Origin of the sequence: Oricola sp., from assembly GCF_965230365.1 — a bacterium.
Classification (GTDB): Bacteria; Pseudomonadota; Alphaproteobacteria; order Rhizobiales; family Rhizobiaceae; genus Oricola.
The window spans coordinates 45,589-63,749 of sequence record NZ_OZ246003.1; the positions used below are offsets into that span (position 1 = coordinate 45,589).

The window sequence follows — 18,161 nt, forward strand, 5'->3', positions numbered from 1 at the left end:
GCCTTGTTCTTGACGGTCCTGTTTTGGACAGTTCCGACCGTTTGACGCTCATAGCCGGCGCGTCTATCAGTTTGCCAATGACCGAGGAGGCTTCATGACCACACGACTGGCCGATGCGCCGCATCCAGAACCGTCGAGTGAAACGGCCTTCTCGCAGAACCGGCTGACGCGGCTGTCCGAAAAGCGCTCGCCGACCAGCACACAGGACGCGCTGAAGCACGATCACGCGCATCTCTATCTGGTGACCGAGGGCCGCGTCCTGCTGAAACATGACGAGGAGGTGTTCGACCCGCTGTTCTCGCCAAGCGAGGTCTACGATCTCGCCGTCGGTTTCGACGAGGCGATCCTGCTCGGCTTCGAGGCGGACGAGACCCCGGTGCTGGCCGCCTGGTCGGGCGCCGACAAAGATGCGCTGCCCGACTACATCAAGGCGATCGATATCCGCTCGGTCTACATCCAGGACCTGCTGCCGCCGGACCGGCTGGGCGCGCTGGCACAGGGAGCGGCGCTGGTGTCGTGGAACCGCACGCACAAGTTCTGCGCGCGCTGCGGTCACCCGAGCGACATCACCGATGGCGGCTACAAGCGGGTCTGCCCGAATTGCGGTGCGATGCACTTTCCGCGCACCGACCCGGTGGTCATCATGCTGGCTGTGACCGAGGATGGCGAACGCTGCCTGCTGGGGCGTGGTCCGCAGTTTCCCGAGCACATGTATTCATGCCTGGCGGGCTTTGTCGAACCGGGCGAGACGATCGAGAACGCCGTGCGCCGCGAGACCGAGGAGGAATCCGGGATCGTGCTCGGCAAGGTGTCGTACCATGCCAGCCAGCCCTGGCCATTTCCGCACACGCTGATGATCGGCGCGCATGCCGTCGCCAAGACGACCGAGATCAGAATTGACGACGAGTTGGAAGATTGCCGCTGGTTCACGCGCGAGGATGTGCGCCTGATGCTGGCCAAGGAACACCCGGAAGGCTGGTGGACGCCCCCCAGCGGCGCGATCGCATCGCATCTGATTCAGGCGTGGGTGGAGGAGGACTGACTGATGAGCGAAGAGGCATGGGTCGGCGACGTGCTGGATTTCTGGTTCGAGGAGCTGGAACCGAAGCAGTGGTTCGTCAAGGACGAGGCGCTCGATGCGACGATCATCGAGCGCTTCTCGGAACTCTACGAAACGCTTGCGGCGACCGACAATGACGCAATCTCGGCGTCGCCACGCCAGGCATTGGCTGCGGTCATCGTGTTCGATCAGTTCGCGCGCAACATGTTCCGCGGTTCGCCCAAGACATTCGCTTGCGATCCCAAGGCTCTGGCGCTGGCCGAACGGCTGATCGCCGACGGTTCCGCAGAAGCGCTTTCCCGCGACGAGCGCTACTTCCTGATGATGCCTTTCATGCATTCGGAGGATCTCGGTGCGCAGGAGCGCTGCGTGGAGCTGTTTGCGGCGCATGGCAGCGACCAGGGCTTGAAGTATGCGAAGCTGCATCGCGACGTGATCGAAAGGTTCGGCCGGTTCCCGCACCGCAACGGGATGCTTGGCCGCGAGACGACGCCGGAAGAGCAGGCCTATCTCGACGATGGCGGCGGGTTTTAGCCGGTAATTTCAACGTTTACGTATACGTCAAAAAAACTTGCATCGCGCGCGGTGCCGACATATGTCATCCTGCATTCACAGACCATCGCCACCGCAACCGGTTTCGCAATGGAGATGCGCGGAGCGGATGGCATGCCGGGAGGAACAGAATTGGCAGATATCGCGACGGCGAAGGCGCCCGAAATCCAGCGTCCGTGGCTGAAATCATACCCTGACAGCGTACCGGCGGAGATGGCGCCGATGCGCTATGCGTCGCTCGCCGACATGATCGACAAGTGCTGCAAGCAATATGCCGATCGTCCGGCGTTTTCGTGCATGGGCAAGTCGATCACTTTCGCCGAACTCGACGCTGCGTCAGCCGCCTTTGGCGCCTATCTGCAATCGCTCGGCCTTGAAAAGGGCGATCGCGTGGCGCTGATGATGCCGAACATCCTGCAATATCCGGTCGCGCTCTACGGCACGTTGCGCGCCGGATACACGGTGGTCAATGTCAACCCGCTCTACACGCCGCGCGAGCTGGAACACCAATTGAAGGATTCCGGCGCCAAGGCGATCGTCATCCTGGAGAACTTCGCCCACACGCTGGAACAGGTCGCCGCGAAGACGGACGTCAATCACATGGTCGTCGCCTCGATGGGCGACATGATGGGGCTGAAAGGCCACCTGGTGAATTTCGTCGTGCGCAAGGTGCGCAAGATGGTGCCGGATTGGTCGTTGCCCGGATACGTGAAGTTCAACAGCGCTCTTTCGGAGGGCAAGGGCCGCGCGCTCAAAACCGCCGCGCTGGACATGGAAGACATCGCCTTCCTGCAATACACCGGCGGCACGACCGGCGTATCGAAAGGTGCGACGCTGAGCCACGGCAATGTGCTGGCCAATGTGCAGCAGAACTCGCACTGGGTGGGTGTGGCCTATGGCGCACGCGGCGAACCGGACCAGGTGGTCTACATGTGCGCGCTGCCGCTCTATCACATCTTCGCGCTCACGGTGAATGCGATCATGGGGCTCGACCAGGGCGGCCACAACGTGCTGATCCCCAACCCGCGCGACATCCCCGCCTTCGTCAAGGAGATGGCGAAATACGAGTGGAACTTCTTCGCCGGCCTCAACACCCTGTTCAACGCGCTGTTGAACAACGAGGACTTCCGCAAGCTCGATTTCAGCCATGTGCGGCTGGTGATGGGCGGGGGCATGGCGGTGCAAAAGCCGGTTGCAGACCGCTGGAAGGAAGTCACCGGAACGGTGATCTACGAAGGCTACGGCCTGTCGGAGACATCGCCCGTGGCGACCGCCAACCGTTTTGACGAGATGGAGTTCACCGGCACGATCGGCCTGCCGCTGCCGTCGACCGACATCTCGATCCGCGACGAACAGGGCAACGACCTGCCGCTTGGCCAGGTCGGCGAGATCTGCATCCGCGGCCCGCAGGTGATGAAGGGCTACTGGAACCGGCCCGACGAAACCGCCAAGGTGATGACCGAGGACGGCTTCTTCCGGTCGGGCGACATGGGCTTCATGGACGAACGTGGCCTGACCAAGATCGTCGACCGCAAGAAGGACATGATCCTGGTGTCCGGCTTCAACGTTTATCCGAACGAGGTCGAGGAAGTCGCCGTGTCGTGCCCCGGCGTGATCGAGGCGGCGGCCATCGGAGTTGCCGACGAACATTCCGGCGAAGTGGTCAAGCTGGTGGTGGTGCGCGAGGACGAGAGCGTCTCCGAAGAGGCGATCAAGAAGCACTGCGCGGAAAACCTGACCAACTACAAGCGGCCGAAATTCATCGAGTTCAGGACCGAACTGCCGAAGACCAATGTCGGCAAGATCCTGCGCCGCGAATTGCGATAACGGCTATCGTGTTCAGTGGTTGTCGCGCGGAAGCCCTTTCTGCGCGATGGCCCGGTACTTGACGGCCGGCTTCAAGACCATGCCCTCGGCCAGCTGATCGACCATCGAACGCTGGATTTCCTGCCAGGGGGTCTGGTGGTCCGGATAGGCGTAGCCGCCGGCCGCTTCCAGCGCGGTACGGCGCGCCGACAACTCCTCTTCCGAAAGCAGGATGTTCGCCTCGCCCTTGCGCAGGTCGATGCGCACCCGGTCGCCGTTTTTCAGCAGCGCCAGACCGCCCATGACCGCTGCCTCGGGCGAGGCATTGAGGATCGATGGCGAGCCCGAGGTGCCAGATTGGCGGCCGTCGCCGATGCAGGGTAGCGCCAGGATACCGCGCCTGATGAGGTAATCCGGCGGCTGCATGTTGACCACTTCGGCCGCACCCGGATAACCGACCGGCCCGGCGCCGCGCATCACCAGAATGGTGTGCTCGTCGATGCCTTCTGCGGGATCATCGATGCGGTGGTGATAGTCCTCCGGACCGTCGAACACGGCCACCCTGCCCTCGAAGGCTTCGGGATCGTCGGGATTCGACAGGTAGCGGGCACGGAATTCCTCGGAGATGACGCTGGTCTTCATGATCGCCGAATCGAACAGGCTGCCCTTCAGGTTGATGAAGCCGGCGTTTTCCTTGAGCGGGCGCGCGACGGGCCAGATGACGTCTTCATTGAGGTTTTCGACCGGCTCGCAGTTGGCGCCGATGGTTTCGCCATTGGCGGTGACCGCGCCGGGATGCGGCAGAAGGCCGGCCTTCATCAGTTCCATGACCACGGCCGGCACGCCGCCGGCGCGAAAATAGTCCTCGCCGAGATATTCGCCCGCCGGCTGCAGGTTGACGAGCAACGGGATCACGTGACCGAGCGCCTGCCAGTCGTCATTGTCGAGCGCGACGCCAAGATGGCGGGCGACCGCGTTGAGGTGGATCGGCGCGTTGGTGGAACCGCCGATGGCCGAGTTGATGACGACGGCGTTCTCGAACGCCTCGCGCGTCATGATGTCGGACGGCTTCAGATCCTCGTGGACCATGCCGACGATGCGCCGGCCGGTGTCGAAGGCGCACTGGCCGCGCTCGCGATAGGGCGCGGGGATGGCGGCGGCACCCGGCAACTGCATGCCAAGCGCTTCGGCCAGCGAGTTCATCGTCGTCGCCGTGCCCATGGTGTTGCAGTAGCCGACCGACGGCGCCGAGGAAGCGACGATCTCCATGAATTCGTCATAGCCGATCTCGCCGGCGGCCAGGCGCTCGCGCGATTTCCAGACGATGGTGCCGGAACCGGTGCGCTCGCCGCGGTGCCAGCCATTGAGCATCGGGCCGACCGAGAAGGCGATTGCCGGGATGTTGACGGTGGCCGCCGCCATCAGCATGGCCGGCGTGGTCTTGTCGCAGCCGATCGTCAGGACGACGCCATCGAGCGGATAGCCGTAGAGCACCTCGACACAACTCAGATAGGCGAGATTGCGGTCGAGCGAGGCGGTCGGGCGCTTGCCGGTTTCCTGGATCGGATGGACCGGAAACTCCAGCGGGATGCCGCCGGCGGCGACGATGCCGTCGCGCAGGCGCTTGGCCAGTTCGACATGGTGGCGGTTGCACGGCGACAGGTCGGAACCGGTCTGGGCGATGCCGATGATCGGCTTGCCGGACTGCAGTTCCTCGCGCGTCAGCCCGTAATTCAGGTAGCGCTCCAGATAGAGCGCTGTCATCCCCGGGTTGCCGGGATTGTCGAACCATTTCTGGCTGCGCAGGGGCTTTGCGGTGCGGTCAGTCATGACGTTCTCCCGGTTTGGCCGCCCAGCGTTAGGACAAGCCGCGCCAGGCCGCAAGAGCGCAAAAGGGCCGCGCTTACTCCGGGTCGGAAACGTATTCCAGAAGGTCGCCGGGCTGGCAATCCAGCACGGCGCAGATCTTCTCCAATGTCTCGAAGCGCACGCCGCGCACCTTGCCCGATTTCAGGAGCGAGACATTCTGCTCGGTGATGCCGATGGCGTCCGCCAGTTCGCGCGAACGCATCTTGCGCCTGGCCAGCATGACGTCGAGGTGGACGACAATCGCCATGGTCAGACGATGCTCCGGTTTTCGCGCTCGATCTCACCGCCGATCACCAGCGCATGGGCAACCAGCACGAATACGCCAGCAACGAAGACGGAGAGGAGTTGCACGCCCTCAAAGCCGATCGACAATTGCCGCTCGCCGGCCGGATTGGCAAGCGACAGCAGCAGGATGGTGAGCGTCCGGCCGAAGGTGGAGTAGATCGCCAGGATGAAGAGGGTGATGCCGGCGCGGCGCATCCAGAACGCGGCCTGCGGATCGAACACCCGGCCATCGCCGAACAGCGCGAACATGCGCATCAGGCAGACGATGGCGTGGATCATCAGGCCGAGCGATATCCAGGCAAGCGCGACGCTGGCAAAGCCGACCGGGGCGGAGACCAGGGCCGGGTCGCGGGCGATACCCGGATAGAGGTCGCAAACGACCGTGGCGTCGACGGCGACCATGACGGCGAGCACGACGCCCACGACGACCAGCACCACGATCAGCGCGTACGAGAAACCGTAGAGCAAGCGGCTGAGGCGTTTCAGCCTGTCGAGATTGTCCTGCGGCATGATGCCTCCTTAATGTCACAATTGCATTATTTATCGTAAAACAATAATTTTTTCTCGTAAAGCATAAACTCGAATGGAGCCCCCATCATGCCGGAATGCCGCAATCGCGCCAAACGCCGAACCCTGTCCGTCCCGTGTCTTTTTCTGCTGTCGGCGACCGTGGCCGGCTGCACGGGTTTCGGTACGCCGCCTTCCAGCATGCTCAAATTGGCGCGCATGCAGCCGCTGGAGGCCGATCCAGCGGCAATCCGCTTTGCCGTTGCCACGCCCGGCTATCTGCGCGTGCGCGATGGCGACATCACGGTGACCGTGGAGTTCGACACCGGCGATCTGGAAACGAGCTTCGTGGAACAGTACAGGCCGGTCGTCGACGGCAATGCGCCGCCGACACCGGGCATCAACCGGCGGCGTCTGAACGACCGCAATCTGGTTGTGGCGCGGTTCCACGAAGACGACCGTGACGATTTCCGCGCCATGTAGGCGCGCATCAAGGCCTATCGCGCAGGTGGCGGCGATGGCCAGGGATCGCTGAGCATAGGGGCCACGGGCTGCCGGACCGCACCGGCAAGCGACGGGCCGGTGCGGATATCGGCATGGCTGCAAACCGCACCGGGCGACAACTACTTTTTGCTGTTCCGGGGCCTCGACCTGGGCAAGCAACTGAAGGCTGCCGGCACGGACCTTTCGGCAATCCCGGACTGCGACGCATCAGCCTCCTGATAACGCCCGCACATGGGCGACGAGCGCTGCGGTCGAACCGTCGCGCGCATCGGCACCCTCACCCGTCTGGACGACCGGCAGCAGCGCGGTCGCCAGTTCCTTGCCGAGTTCGACGCCCCATTGGTCGAAGGCATTGATGCCGAAGAGCTGCGCCTCGACGAAGACGCGGTGCTCGTAAAGCGCGACAATGCGGCCGAGCGTATGAGGATCGAGCCGGTCGTAGACAAGGGTCAGCGACGGCCGGTTGCCGGAAAAGACCCGGTGCGGCGCGATCTCGGCGATGCGGTCTTCGGCCACGCCGGAAGCGCGCATTTGCGCTTCTGCCTCGGCGAGCGTCCGGCCCTTCATCAGCGCTTCCGACTGCGCGAAACAGTTGGCGAGCAGCAATTCGTGGTGATGGCGCAATCCCGGCTCGTGGCTGTTGGCGGCAACGAGGAACTCGACCGGGATGATGTCGGTGCCCTGGTGGATGAGCTGGAAGAAGGCATGCTGACCATTGGTGCCGGGCTCGCCCCAGACGACCGGACCGGTAACGCCATCGACCGCCTCGCCAGCGATCGTGACGCCCTTGCCATTCGATTCCATGTCAAGCTGCTGCAGATAGGCGGGCAACCGCGCCAGGCGCTGGTCGTAGGGGATGACGGCGCGTGACGGATAGCCGAGCACCGCGCGGTGCCAGTAGCCAATCAGGCCGAGCATCATCGGCAGGTTGCCGGTGACCGGCGCCTCGCGGAAATGCCGGTCCATGGCATGGCCGCCTTCCAGAAAGCGGCCGAAACCTTCCGGCCCGACGGCCAGCATGATCGGCAGGCCGATGGCGCTCCACAGCGAATAGCGCCCGCCGACCCAATCCCAGAAACCGAAGGTGCGATTTTCGGCGATACCGAAGGCGGCGACCTTGTCGAGCGCGGTCGACACGGCGCAGAAGTGGTCGCCGACCGCGCCTTCGCCAAGCGCATTGACCACCCAGCTGCGCGCCGTGCGGGCATTGGTCATGGTCTCGATGGTGGTAAATGTCTTCGACGCAATGACGAAAAGGGTCGTCGCCGGATCGAGACCGTCGATGGTATCGGCGATATGCGCACCGTCGACATTGGAGACGAAATGGCAGCGCGGCCCGTCATGGAACGGCCTGAGCGCCATGACCGCCATGACCGGTCCGAGATCGGACCCGCCAATGCCGATATTGACGACATCGGTGATCTTGTTCCCGGTGGCCCCGGTCAGCGTGCCGGCGCGCACGCCATGGGCGAAATCCGCCATGGCGGCGAGCACCGCGTTGACGCCGGGTATGACATCGTCGCCATCGACGATGACCGGTTCGCCGGAGCGATTGCGCAAGGCCGTGTGCAGAACCGCGCGGCCCTCGGTGGCGTTGATCTTGTCACCGGCGAACATCGCGTCGCGGCGGCCAGCAACGTCTGTGGCGGCAGCCAGGTCTTGCAGGAGCTTCAGCGTGCCGGCGTTCACGGCACATTTCGACCAATCCATCAACATGTCGTCGAGGCGCGCGTGATGGGTCGCAAAGCGACCCGGATCGTCGGTGAAAGCGGCGCGCATGTCTGCCGGCGCGGCGTCACGGGCATGCTGTTTCAAGGCGGCTACGACATCCGGTTTGCTGGGCATGACGGGCTCCGAAGGTGCTGACAGGAAGGTCCAGCCTGTTAAAGTGCGCGCCGACAGAGAATTCAAGCGGGTTGGGCACGCCGGATCAAATCATCCCTGATTGCGTGCCGGCCGGCGAGCGCCGGATGCCCGGTCTCGCGTTTCGGGGGGAGCCACATGAAAGCAGTCGTTATCCGGGAGTTCGGCGCAAGGCCGCAGATCGAGACCTTGCCCGATCCCGAGCCGGCGCCGGACGGCGTGGTCGTCAAAATCGGCGCGACCGGCGTCTGCCGGTCGGACTGGCACGGCTGGATGGGCCACGACCCGACGATTGAACTGCCGCATGTGCCCGGCCACGAACTGGCCGGCACGATCGTCGAGGTGGGCAAGGATGTACGGCGTTGGGAGAAAGGCGACCGGGTGACCGTGCCGTTCGTGGCGGGTTGCGGCCACTGCCACGAATGCGCTTCCGGCAACCAGCATGTTTGCGACGACCAGTTCCAGCCCGGCTTCAACGCATGGGGTTCATTCGCCGAATACGCGGCGCTGCGTTACGCGGACGGCAATCTCGTCGCGCTGCCCGAAGGGATGGGCTACGACACGGCGGCGAGCCTCGGCTGCCGGTTTGTCACCTCGTTTCGCGCCGTGGTCGACAAGGGACGTGTCAGCGCCGGCGAATGGGTGGCGATCCATGGCTGTGGCGGCGTCGGCCTGTCGGCGATCATGATCGCGGCGGCGGCGGGCGCCCGCGTCGTCGCGGTGGACATCACCGACGACAAACTGGAACTGGCCAGATCGCTGGGCGCGGAATTCACCGTCAACGCCTCGGACGACTATCCGCCGAAAGCGATCATCGAGATCACCGGCGGCGGCGCGCATCTGTCAATCGACGCGCTCGGCTCGACCAAGACCTTCCAGAACTCGATCCGGTCGCTGCGCACACGCGGCCGGCATGTGCAGGTCGGGCTGATGCTCGGCGATCACGCCAAGCCGGTCGCGCCGATGGCCCGGGTGATCGCCTACGAACTGGAAATCCACGGCAGCCACGGCATGCAGGCGTTCCGCTACGACGCGGCGTTCAACATGATCCGCGCCGGGCTGCTCGATCCGGAAAGGATGATCGGCCAGCGGCTGACGCTGGAACAGTCCATCGACGCGCTTGCCGGCATGGACGGCGCGACGACGGCGGGCATTCCCGTGGTGACGGCCTTCTAGACCGTGTCCGTCAGGCGGCCGCCCTGGCCGCGCTGGAAATCGCCAGGCCGTCGCTGTCGAAAAGATGCAGGTTGACCGGGTCTGCCGAAAGATGAACCGTGGCGCCGCGTTCGATCTTCACGTCGCCGACCAGCTTGGCGATGATCGGTTCGTCGTGGCCGGCGACCCGCAGATAAAGCAGCGTCACCTCGCCAAGCGCCTCGACGATATCGACGATCCCGGTCACCAGCGCCTCTTCGCCCTCCGCGCTGAGGCGTAAATCCTCCGGGCGCACGCCGACCTGCACGGTCTTTCCCTTGAGCCCGGCATCGCCGCCAAACGGCAGATGCGCGGCCCCGGTTCCCGGAATGTCGACATCGATAAGATCGCCGGAAACATTGGTTACCGTGGCGGCGAGGACGTTCATCGACGGCGAGCCGATAAAGCGCGCGACGAACAGGTTGGCCGGCCGGTGGTACAGCTCCATCGGCGCGCCGACCTGCTCGACATAGCCGCTGCGCAGGACCACGATGCGGTCGGCAAGCGTCATCGCCTCGACCTGGTCGTGGGTCACATAGATCATCGTGGTATCCGCCATCTGCTCGTTGAGCCGGGCGATCTCGATGCGGGTGGCGACGCGCAGTGCTGCGTCGAGGTTGGACAGCGGCTCGTCGAACAGGAAGACCTTGGGATCGCGGCAGATCGACCGGCCGATCGCCACGCGCTGGCGCTGGCCGCCCGACAGCGCCTTCGGCAACCGGTCGAGATAGGGCGTGAGTTGCAGGATTTCGGCCGCGTTGTTGACCCGCCGGTCGATCTCCTGGCGGCTCATCTTGGCGAGCCGGAGGCCGAAGGCCATGTTGTCATAGACGGTCATGTGCGGATAGAGCGCGTAGGTCTGGAAAACCATCGCGATGCCGCGCTGCGACGGCGGCACGTCGTTGACCACCATGCCGTCGATTTCCAGCGTGCCGTCGGTTATCTGCTCGAGGCCGGCGATACAGCGCAGAAGGGTCGACTTGCCGCAACCCGACGGGCCGACAAAGACGATGAACTCGCCCTTTTCGATATGCAGGTTGATGCCATGCAGCACCTTCACGGTGCCGTACGACTTGTCGACATTCGTCAGTTTGAGTTCAGCCATTCGTCTCCTCCCGCACCGGCCGCGATGGCCGGCGTTACTCCATGCGGCCGATAAAGCCTTCCAGCGGCGCCAGCTTGATCACGCCATTCTCCGAAATTCCGCCCAGCGGCGCATCCTCCATGCGCCGCACGACAAATCCCGGCGCGAACTCGACCGGTTCGTGGCCGAGATTGTACGCGCAAAGGATGCGCTCGCCGCCATCCTCGCGCGCAAAGGCGATCACCTCGCCGGGTGCATCGACAAAGCGAAGACCGCCCTTGGCGAAGATCCTGTGCGACGCGCGAAACGCCAGAAACGCCTTGTAGAATTCATAGACGCTGCCCTCGCGACCCTGCTGCATGTCGACCGCCATGGCGCGGTGAATGTCGGGCACCGGCAACCACGGCTTGCCGGAGGTAAAGCCGCCATTGGGCAGATTGCTGGACCAAACCATCGGCGTGCGGCAACCGTCGCGGCCCTTGAACTCCGGCCAGAAGCGAATGCCATAGGGGTCCTGCAGGTCGTCGAAACCGATGTCGGCTTCCGGCAGGCCAAGTTCCTCGCCCTGGTAGATGCAGACCGAGCCGCGCAGCGAGAACAACAAGGCGGCGACGAGGCGCAGGTAGCGATCCGGCTCGCGCTCGAAGGCGCCCCAGCGCGAGGCATGGCGGATCACGTCGTGATTGGAGAAAGCCCAGCACGACCAGCCGTCGGGCGCGGCTTCTTCGAAAGCATTGACCACATCGCGTACGCTCTCGGGCGTGATCGTCTCCGCCGACAGGAAGTCGAAGGAGTAGCACATGTGCATGCGGTCATCGCCGGCGGTGTATTCGGCGAGCAACTGCAGGCCGCGCTGCGCGTCGCCGATCTCGCCAAGCGCGGCGGCGGCCGGGAACTCGTCGAGCAACGCCCGGAAACGATTCAGGAAACCGATATTGTCCGGCTGGCTCTTGTCGAAGAGGTGGTCCTGGTGGTTGTAGGGATTGACCTCCGGCGCGATCGAGGAATTGCGTGCCTCCGGGGCCAATGGCGGATTGTTGGCAAGCGACTGGGCATGGAAATAGAAATTGACGGTATCGAGCCTGAAGCCGTCGACGCCCAGTTCGAGCCAGAAGCGCACCATGTCCAGAAGCGCGTCCTGAACCTCGCGATTGTGGAAGTTCAGATCCGGTTGGCTGGCCAGGAAATTGTGCAGATAATACTGGCGTCGGTTGGTGTCCCACTCCCAGGCCGAACCGCCGAAGATCGACAGCCAGTTGTTGGGCGGCGAGCCATCGGGCTTGGCGTCGGCCCAGACATACCAGTCCGATTTGTTGTTTTCGCGGTTGGTGCGGCTTTCGGCAAACCAGGGGTGCTGGTCGGAGGTGTGCGACATCACCAGATCGATCATGATCTTGAGGCCGAGCGCATGGGCGTCGGCGACCAGCGCGCGGAAGTCCTCGAGACTGCCGAACATCGGATCGACGCCGCGATAGTCGGAAATGTCGTAGCCGAAATCCTTCATCGGCGAGGTGAAGAAAGGCGAAATCCAGATCGCATCGGCGCCGAGATGGGCGACATAGGGCAGCCGCTGACGGATGCCGGCTAGGTCGCCGATGCCGTCGCCGTTGGAATCCTGGAAGGAGCGCGGATAGATCTGGTAGATCACCGCGCCGCGCCACCAGTCTGGGTCCGGCTTCAATGCCTCAACAGGGCGCTGCGCGACCGTTGCGATTACGCTCATTCCAGCCTCCGATTACTTGACCGACCCGGCCAAAAGGCCGCGCACGAGATATCTCTGCATCGCGAAGAAAACAATCAGCGGTACGGCGATCGACACGAAGGCCGCGGTCGCCAGGATCTCCCAGTTTCCGCCGCGCGTGCCGAGCAGTTCGACAATCTGGTTGGTCATGACCGTCGTCTCGCCGGTGGCGTCGATCAGGAACACCTTGGCCACAAGCAGGTCGTTCCAGGTCCACAGGAACTGGAAAATCGCAAACGACGCCAGAGCCGGGAAGGACAGCGGCAGAATGATGCGGGTGAAGATCTGAAAGTCGGTCGCACCGTCGACCTTGGCGCACTCGATGATGTCGCGCGGCAGGCCGACCATGTAGTTGCGCAGGAGATAGACCGCGAGCGGCAGGCCGAAACCGGTATGCGCCAGCCAGACACCGAGATAGCCCTTGCCGATGCCAATGCCGAGATGCAGGCGCAGAAGCGGAATCAGCGCCAGTTGCAGCGGCACGACGAGCAGCGCGACGACAGCGGCGATCAGCAGCGCGCGGCCGGGAAACTGCATCCATGCCAAGGCATAGGCGGCGAAGGCCGCGATCAGGATCGGAATGATCGTTGCCGGTATCGTCACAGTCAACGTGTTGAAAAAGGCCTTGGCCATGTTGTCCTGTCCGGTGCCGCTGAACAGGATGGTGCCGTAGTTTTCGACCGTGAATTCGGGCGGCGTGATCGCCGTCACGAAAACGCGCTGGCCGCGCCGGCCCAATTCTTCGACGCTGGTGTAGCGGTAGGAGCCATCGGCATTGAGGACGAATGTCTCACCATCGCCGAACTCGGCCGTTTCACCGACCGAATAGGCGCCGATTGCCCGCGATGACACGCCGAAAGCTTTGATCGTGGCATCGGTCCCCGGGGCATCTTCTCCGTCGGTCAGAAGGTTGCCCTCAACAACGAAAAGGTCGCCTTCACGGGTAGCGGAATCGCGGCCGCCCGCGCGCAACTGGATGATCTGCTCCGACGAGGTGAGCGCCGCCCACCATCCGGAGGCCGAAATCTGGTCCGCGGTGCGGAACGACGACACGAACAGGCCAACCGTGGGGAACAGCCACAGCAGGACAAGAAACGCGACCGAGACATGGACGGCCCAGGTGAGGCCGGACTTTTTTCCAGCGGCGGCACTCATCAGCGCATCTCCTTGCGGGCGTTGTAGACGTTCCAGATCAGGATCGGCGAAACAAGGATCATGATGACGATGGCGCTGGCCGAACCGACGCCCCAGTCATTGGCCCGAAACAGCTTGTCATACATGTAGTTGGCGAGTACCTGCGTCTCCCACTGGCCGTTGGTCATGGCGAAGACAATGTCGAAAACCTTCAGCACAGTCAGCGTGATCGTCGTCCAGACGACGACGATGGTGCCCATGATCTGCGGCACCTTGATCTTGAAGAAGATGTCGAACGGTCCGGCGCCATCGATCACCGCCGCCTCGATCGTCTCTTCGGGAATGCCGCGCAGCGCTGCCGACAGGATGACCATCGCAAAGCCGGTCTGGATCCAGATCAGGACGACCATCAGGAAGAAGTTGTTCCAGAACGGCAGTGTGAGCCATTGCTGCGGCACGCCGAAGGGCAGAGATGTTGTCCAGATGCCAAGAAGAGTGGTCATGGAAGTCCAAACCAGCCATGCGCCACCCGCCAGGACAAGCAGGCGCAACGGCAGCAGCGCCGCCGAGCGGTCGCCATCGCTTTGGAGCACCGGCTTGACGAAGATGTATGAGAAATAGGCGACGACGGCGGCAAAGGAGAGAAGAATAATCGTCGGCAAGATCTGCAATACGAACACGGATCCCAGCCCGCCATCGAAGCTCATCCAGACTGCGTTGAGGACGCCGATCTGCGCCGTATCGGCCGGGCGCGAGTCGTATATCAGCTTGAAGATAACCGACGCGCCGACAAACGAGATGGCCATCGGCATGAAAATGAGCGATTTCGCGGCATTGCCCCAGGCGATGCGGTCGGTGAGCTGGGCGACCAGCAGCCCGAAGGCGGTGGACGTCGCCGGGACGACGATCAACCACAGCATGTTGTTGCGCATGGCTTCCCAGAACTTCGGCTCGGCGAGCATCTGGTTGTAGTTCGCAAATCCGACGAAGGCGCCGTCCTGCGTCCGGTCGGTCAGCGACAGCCGCAGCGTCTCGATAACCGGGTAACCGAGGTAGAGGCCGAGCGCAAAAACCGCCGGAGCAACAAACAGCCAGGGCCGGACCAGGTTCGCGCGGTTGATGTTCCGGCCGGCATTGGGACCGGTCGCCGGGAATATCACCCTGTCCAGTATCTGGTTGGAGAGAAAGAAGTAGCCGATACAGCCACCCACACCGACGATGATCGTCAGCAGTCCCTGCAATGCCGGATTCATGGCGTCCTCCCGAAATGTCCCGAGGCGATGCGGTATTGGTTTTCCGCATTCATTCTTGAGTACGAAAGGCGGCTTTCGCCGCCTTTCGCCAAGGCTTGGCGCTCAGCGAACGCCTTACTTCAGAGCGTCCCAGCTGGCCTGGATTTCGTCCGCGACGGTCTGGGCATCCTTGCCGCCGGTGTAATCGACCATTCCCGTCCAGAAGGTGCCTGCGCCGACGCCGCCGGGCATCAGGTCAGAACCGTCGAAACGGAACGTCGTCGCGTTAACCAGAATCTCGGCCTGACCGCGAAGCGCGTCGTTCAGATAGGTTTCCGGATTGACGGTCTTGAGCGGCGTGAGGAAGCCCGACTGCGCGCCGAAGACCTCATGTGCCAACGGCAGTTCGAGGAACTTCATGAACGCGTCGGCCCCATCCGAAGGATCGGTGATCGCCAAAAGCGTTCCGCCGCCGAGAACCGGATTGCCGAGATCCTTTTCGGAGAAAGACGGGAAGTAGAAGAAGTCCACGTCTTCACCGAATTCGATGCCTTCCGGGAAGAAGGCCGGAACGAACGAAGCCTGGCGGTGCATGTAGCATTGCGGCGGCGAGGCGAACATGCCCTTCGGGCTGTCGCGGAAATCGGTGGTGGCCACCGCACCGGAACCGCCGGACACCTTGGCGTCATCGCGGGCGAACCAGCCGAATTCCTCGATCGCGGCAACGACGCGCGGATCGTTGAACGGCATCTCGTTCGTGGTCCATGCATCATAGACATCTGGGGGCTGCGTGCGAAGCATCAGGTCTTCGACCCAGTCAGTCGCCGGCCAGCCCGTTGCCGCGCCCGATCCGAGGCCGATGCACCAGGGCGTTTCGCCGTCAGCAACGATCTGTTCTGTCAGGGCCTTGAGCTCCTCCATCGAACCCGGCACTTCGTAGTCGGCGTCCTCGAAGTTCTCGGGCACATACCAGACAAGGCTCTTGACGTTGACGTTGTAGAAGAAGCCAAAGAGCTGGTCGTTTCCGTCCTTGTCGGGATAGGTGCCGAGGTCGACCCAGGATTCGCCGGCACCGTAGTTCTCGGCCACCCATGCGCCGAGGCTTTCGGGTAGCGGATGAAGCAGACCGCGCGCCGCCATGTCGGCGGCAAGGCCGGGCTGCGGGAACACGGCGATGTTGGGTGCGGAACCGGCCTCGGCGTCGATGACGATTTGCTGTTCGAAGGAGTCCGAGCCGGTGTAGATGACTTCGGCGCCGGTCGCATCGGCAAAGTATGCGGCAACAGTGCGGAAGACGGCGTCTTCGGGTTGCAGCCACGGACCGGTAATCGTGACGGTCTGGCCGCTCAGATCCGGCGCATTGGCCTTCCACTCATTATAACTGTCCCAACTGAACGGACCTTCGCCGATCGGGTACTTCAGGTCTGCAGCCTGTGCGGCAACAGCAGACAATACAAATGCGGCGACACCCGCCGACAAAGTCTTCTTCATCGATAATCCTCCCAGGATCGATTAGGAGCGAATCTTCCAATCCGCGCGACCTTCTTGCGTCCAAAACCCTCCAAAGCGCTTTGGCTGGAAAAACTTCCTGCCATCCCGACGCCGAGTCAAGCGATTATTATGAAGCGCCGCAGGAGAAGTGCCAATATAGCCGGGAAAGCCAACCGCTTGACCGGATGCGTTCACGCAAAGGCATGGTTGAAAATACTGGAACTTTTTGTCCTGTTTATCCATTATCCGCGACATTTGAACGGCGCACGGGAGGAGCAGCCATCCGATGAACCTGAAAAAGCTGTCCAGTTTGCTCGGCTTGTCGCAAACGACGGTGAGCCGCGCGCTCAATGGTTATCCGGAGGTCAGCGAGGCAACGCGCCAGCGTGTCGCGGAGTTCGCGCGCGAGATGAACTACCAGCCCAACCGCAGTGCACAGCGGCTGGCCACCGGCAAGTCGCTGACGATCGGCCATGTGGTTCCGGTCGCCGACCACGACATGATGAACCCGCATTTCATCGACTTCATCGCGGGCGCGGGCGAAATCTACCACCGGCGCGGCTACGACATGCTAATCTCCGTGGTCAGCGAAGACGAGCAGAACCGATTCTACGAAAGCCTTCACCGCAACAAGCGCGTCGACGGTGTGATCGTACACGGGCCGACCGTCGACGACGAACGGGTCCGCCTGCTGAACGCGCTCGGCCTGCCCTTCGTCGTCCACGGCCGCACGAAGGATCCCGAAGAGAGCTATTCGTGGGTCGACGTCAACAATGAGGAGGTCTTCGAAAAGGCGGCGGAATACCTGTTGTCGCTCGGCCACCGCCGCATCGGCCTGATCAATGGCTGGGAGTTCATGACATTCGCGGAGCGCAGGCGGGCTGGCTACGAGCGCGCGTTGCGAAAAAACGGGATCAAGCCCGTTCCCGAACTGATGTACTCGAACGAGATGATCGAGCCGAACGGCCACGCCGCGATGCTGGCGCTGCTCGACCTGCGCGACACGCCGACCGCGGTTCTGTGCTCCAGCGTGCTGACGGCGATGGGCGCGATCCGGGCCTTGCGCGACCGCGGCCTGCGGCCCGGCGATGACGTATCAATGATCGGATTCGACGACTGCCTCTCATTCCTTCCCTCGACGGGCGACGGCGGTTTGCTGACGGCATATCGGTCGGGGATCCGGCTCGCGGGCCGGCAATGCGCGGACATGCTCATCGACCAGATCGAGGGCGGCGGCGACAACGCCAGCCTGTTGCTGAACGCCGAACTGAGTGTCGGCAAGTCAACGCGACCGCTCGAATGCGCAACCGCGGCGCTATAATGAATCTTTTCGATTCGGGGTGTGACATTGGTCACACCCTGCATATATCGGCGAATGCTAATACTTGAACGCCGTTTCGGCCGTGCCGCCGAAACGAGAAGGGATCGCCGCCGCCAATGTCGCTCGTCTTTGCGCTGTTCATCGCGCTTCTGATCAAGCACTATTTCGCCGATTTTGTCTTTCAGCCCGCCTGGATGCTGTCCAGCAAGGGCAGCCTGACCGCGCCGGGCGGCTATGCGCATGCGGCGTTTCACGCCGCCGGATCCGGCGCACTGGTGCTGATCGCCGGTGTTCCCGCCGGCGCAGTCCTGACGATCATGGCGGCCGAGTTCGTGGTCCATTTCCTGATCGATTTTGCCAAGGACCGCATCACCGAAAAATCGAGCGCCGAGGGCAAACCGAGCCTTTACTGGCAACTGCACGGTTTCGACCAGTTGCTGCACCAGCTTACCTATGTCGGCATCACCTATTACGCGATGATTTCACTGATGGCGTGACATGCGTTTCGCCGGCGCGCG

Annotated in this window: 16 protein-coding genes; 7 read left to right on the forward strand and 9 right to left on the reverse strand. The window is 63.0% G+C overall.

Annotated elements, in window-relative coordinates:
- Window positions 1-94: 94 nt before the first annotated feature.
- The 3 genes from nudC (at window position 95) to ACO06R_RS00265 (ending at window position 3,439) form a co-directional block, all read left to right on the forward strand.
- Entirely contained in the window at window positions 95-1,042 is a 948-nt protein-coding gene (gene nudC, locus ACO06R_RS00255; protein WP_421854462.1) for an NAD(+) diphosphatase, read from the forward strand.
- 3 nt (window positions 1,043-1,045) lie between these two features.
- Window positions 1,046-1,594, forward strand: coding sequence for a DUF924 family protein (locus ACO06R_RS00260; protein WP_421854465.1), 549 nt, complete (start codon window positions 1,046-1,048; stop codon window positions 1,592-1,594).
- Between the two features lie 132 nt (window positions 1,595-1,726).
- Entirely contained in the window at window positions 1,727-3,439 is a 1,713-nt protein-coding gene (locus tag ACO06R_RS00265) for a long-chain-fatty-acid--CoA ligase (protein WP_421854468.1), read from the forward strand.
- 12 nt (window positions 3,440-3,451) lie between these two features.
- Here ACO06R_RS00265 and ACO06R_RS00270 read toward each other — a convergent pair whose 3' ends face one another.
- The 3 genes from ACO06R_RS00270 to ACO06R_RS00280 form a co-directional block, all read right to left on the reverse strand.
- A complete protein-coding gene (locus tag ACO06R_RS00270; RefSeq protein ID WP_421854471.1) occupies window positions 3,452-5,248 on the reverse strand; it encodes an IlvD/Edd family dehydratase in 1,797 nt (598 codons plus the stop codon).
- Window positions 5,249-5,321: 73 nt separating this feature from the next.
- Window positions 5,322-5,534: a helix-turn-helix domain-containing protein gene (locus ACO06R_RS00275; protein WP_421854474.1), complete on the reverse strand. Its 213-nt coding sequence runs from the start codon at window positions 5,532-5,534 to the stop codon at window positions 5,322-5,324.
- A gap of 2 nt (window positions 5,535-5,536) precedes the next feature.
- Window positions 5,537-6,082: a DUF2975 domain-containing protein gene (locus ACO06R_RS00280; RefSeq protein WP_421854477.1), complete on the reverse strand. Its 546-nt coding sequence runs from the start codon at window positions 6,080-6,082 to the stop codon at window positions 5,537-5,539.
- 87 nt (window positions 6,083-6,169) lie between these two features.
- Here ACO06R_RS00280 and ACO06R_RS00285 point away from each other — a divergent pair, with 87 nt between their 5' ends.
- Window positions 6,170-6,562: a hypothetical protein gene (locus tag ACO06R_RS00285; protein WP_421854480.1), complete on the forward strand. Its 393-nt coding sequence runs from the start codon at window positions 6,170-6,172 to the stop codon at window positions 6,560-6,562.
- 228 nt (window positions 6,563-6,790) lie between these two features.
- Here ACO06R_RS00285 and pgi read toward each other — a convergent pair whose 3' ends face one another.
- Entirely contained in the window at window positions 6,791-8,428 is a 1,638-nt protein-coding gene (gene pgi / locus ACO06R_RS00290; RefSeq protein WP_421854483.1) for a glucose-6-phosphate isomerase, read from the reverse strand.
- 156 nt (window positions 8,429-8,584) lie between these two features.
- Here pgi and ACO06R_RS00295 point away from each other — a divergent pair, with 156 nt between their 5' ends.
- On the forward strand, window positions 8,585-9,622 hold the full coding sequence (locus ACO06R_RS00295; protein WP_421854486.1) for a zinc-dependent alcohol dehydrogenase family protein: 1,038 nt from the start codon (window positions 8,585-8,587) through the stop codon (window positions 9,620-9,622).
- A gap of 10 nt (window positions 9,623-9,632) precedes the next feature.
- On the opposite strand, the gene ACO06R_RS00300 is transcribed toward ACO06R_RS00295, so the two are convergent.
- The 5 genes from ACO06R_RS00300 to ACO06R_RS00320 form a co-directional block, all read right to left on the reverse strand.
- Entirely contained in the window at window positions 9,633-10,745 is a 1,113-nt protein-coding gene (locus ACO06R_RS00300; RefSeq protein WP_421854489.1) for an ABC transporter ATP-binding protein, read from the reverse strand.
- A gap of 34 nt (window positions 10,746-10,779) precedes the next feature.
- A complete protein-coding gene (locus tag ACO06R_RS00305) occupies window positions 10,780-12,447 on the reverse strand; it encodes an alpha-glucosidase (protein ID WP_421854492.1) in 1,668 nt (555 codons plus the stop codon).
- 12 nt (window positions 12,448-12,459) lie between these two features.
- The gene (locus ACO06R_RS00310) at window positions 12,460-13,620 is read right to left on the reverse strand and encodes a carbohydrate ABC transporter permease (RefSeq protein WP_421854495.1); all 1,161 of its coding nucleotides are present in this window, start codon (window positions 13,618-13,620) and stop codon (window positions 12,460-12,462) included.
- Window positions 13,620-14,852, reverse strand: a complete 1,233-nt coding sequence (locus ACO06R_RS00315; protein ID WP_421854498.1) for a carbohydrate ABC transporter permease — start codon at window positions 14,850-14,852, stop codon at window positions 13,620-13,622. The genes ACO06R_RS00310 and ACO06R_RS00315 overlap by 1 nt, the downstream gene beginning before the upstream one ends.
- A 114-nt stretch (window positions 14,853-14,966) precedes the next feature.
- On the reverse strand, window positions 14,967-16,322 hold the full coding sequence (locus tag ACO06R_RS00320; protein ID WP_421854501.1) for an ABC transporter substrate-binding protein: 1,356 nt from the start codon (window positions 16,320-16,322) through the stop codon (window positions 14,967-14,969).
- A gap of 286 nt (window positions 16,323-16,608) precedes the next feature.
- On the opposite strand from ACO06R_RS00320, the gene ACO06R_RS00325 reads away from it, so the two are divergent.
- Together ACO06R_RS00325 and ACO06R_RS00330 are read left to right on the forward strand one after the other, a co-directional pair.
- Window positions 16,609-17,643 (forward strand): LacI family DNA-binding transcriptional regulator, encoded by a 1,035-nt coding sequence (locus ACO06R_RS00325; protein WP_421854504.1) that lies wholly within the window; start codon window positions 16,609-16,611, stop codon window positions 17,641-17,643.
- A 116-nt stretch (window positions 17,644-17,759) separates the two neighbouring features.
- Complete coding sequence (locus ACO06R_RS00330) at window positions 17,760-18,140, forward strand: DUF3307 domain-containing protein (protein ID WP_421854507.1); 381 nt, start codon at window positions 17,760-17,762, stop codon at window positions 18,138-18,140.
- Window positions 18,141-18,161 lie beyond the last annotated feature (21 nt).

Bases quoted from the DNA above. Each gene is read 5' to 3' on its own strand.
- nudC (WP_421854462.1), top strand. From the start codon at position 95: ATGACCACACGACTGGCCGATGCGCCGCATCCAGAACCGTCGAGTGAA.
- ACO06R_RS00260 (WP_421854465.1), top strand. From the start codon at position 1,046: ATGAGCGAAGAGGCATGGGTCGGCGACGTGCTGGATTTCTGGTTCGAG.
- ACO06R_RS00265 (WP_421854468.1), top strand. From the start codon at position 1,727: ATGCCGGGAGGAACAGAATTGGCAGATATCGCGACGGCGAAGGCGCCC.
- ACO06R_RS00270 (WP_421854471.1), bottom strand. From the start codon at position 5,248: ATGACTGACCGCACCGCAAAGCCCCTGCGCAGCCAGAAATGGTTCGAC.
- ACO06R_RS00275 (WP_421854474.1), bottom strand. From the start codon at position 5,534: ATGGCGATTGTCGTCCACCTCGACGTCATGCTGGCCAGGCGCAAGATG.
- ACO06R_RS00280 (WP_421854477.1), bottom strand. From the start codon at position 6,082: ATGCCGCAGGACAATCTCGACAGGCTGAAACGCCTCAGCCGCTTGCTC.
- ACO06R_RS00285 (WP_421854480.1), top strand. From the start codon at position 6,170: ATGCCGGAATGCCGCAATCGCGCCAAACGCCGAACCCTGTCCGTCCCG.
- pgi (WP_421854483.1), bottom strand. From the start codon at position 8,428: ATGCCCAGCAAACCGGATGTCGTAGCCGCCTTGAAACAGCATGCCCGT.
- ACO06R_RS00295 (WP_421854486.1), top strand. From the start codon at position 8,585: ATGAAAGCAGTCGTTATCCGGGAGTTCGGCGCAAGGCCGCAGATCGAG.
- ACO06R_RS00300 (WP_421854489.1), bottom strand. From the start codon at position 10,745: ATGGCTGAACTCAAACTGACGAATGTCGACAAGTCGTACGGCACCGTG.
- ACO06R_RS00305 (WP_421854492.1), bottom strand. From the start codon at position 12,447: ATGAGCGTAATCGCAACGGTCGCGCAGCGCCCTGTTGAGGCATTGAAG.
- ACO06R_RS00310 (WP_421854495.1), bottom strand. From the start codon at position 13,620: ATGAGTGCCGCCGCTGGAAAAAAGTCCGGCCTCACCTGGGCCGTCCAT.
- ACO06R_RS00315 (WP_421854498.1), bottom strand. From the start codon at position 14,852: ATGAATCCGGCATTGCAGGGACTGCTGACGATCATCGTCGGTGTGGGT.
- ACO06R_RS00320 (WP_421854501.1), bottom strand. From the start codon at position 16,322: ATGAAGAAGACTTTGTCGGCGGGTGTCGCCGCATTTGTATTGTCTGCT.
- ACO06R_RS00325 (WP_421854504.1), top strand. From the start codon at position 16,609: ATGAACCTGAAAAAGCTGTCCAGTTTGCTCGGCTTGTCGCAAACGACG.
- ACO06R_RS00330 (WP_421854507.1), top strand. From the start codon at position 17,760: ATGTCGCTCGTCTTTGCGCTGTTCATCGCGCTTCTGATCAAGCACTAT.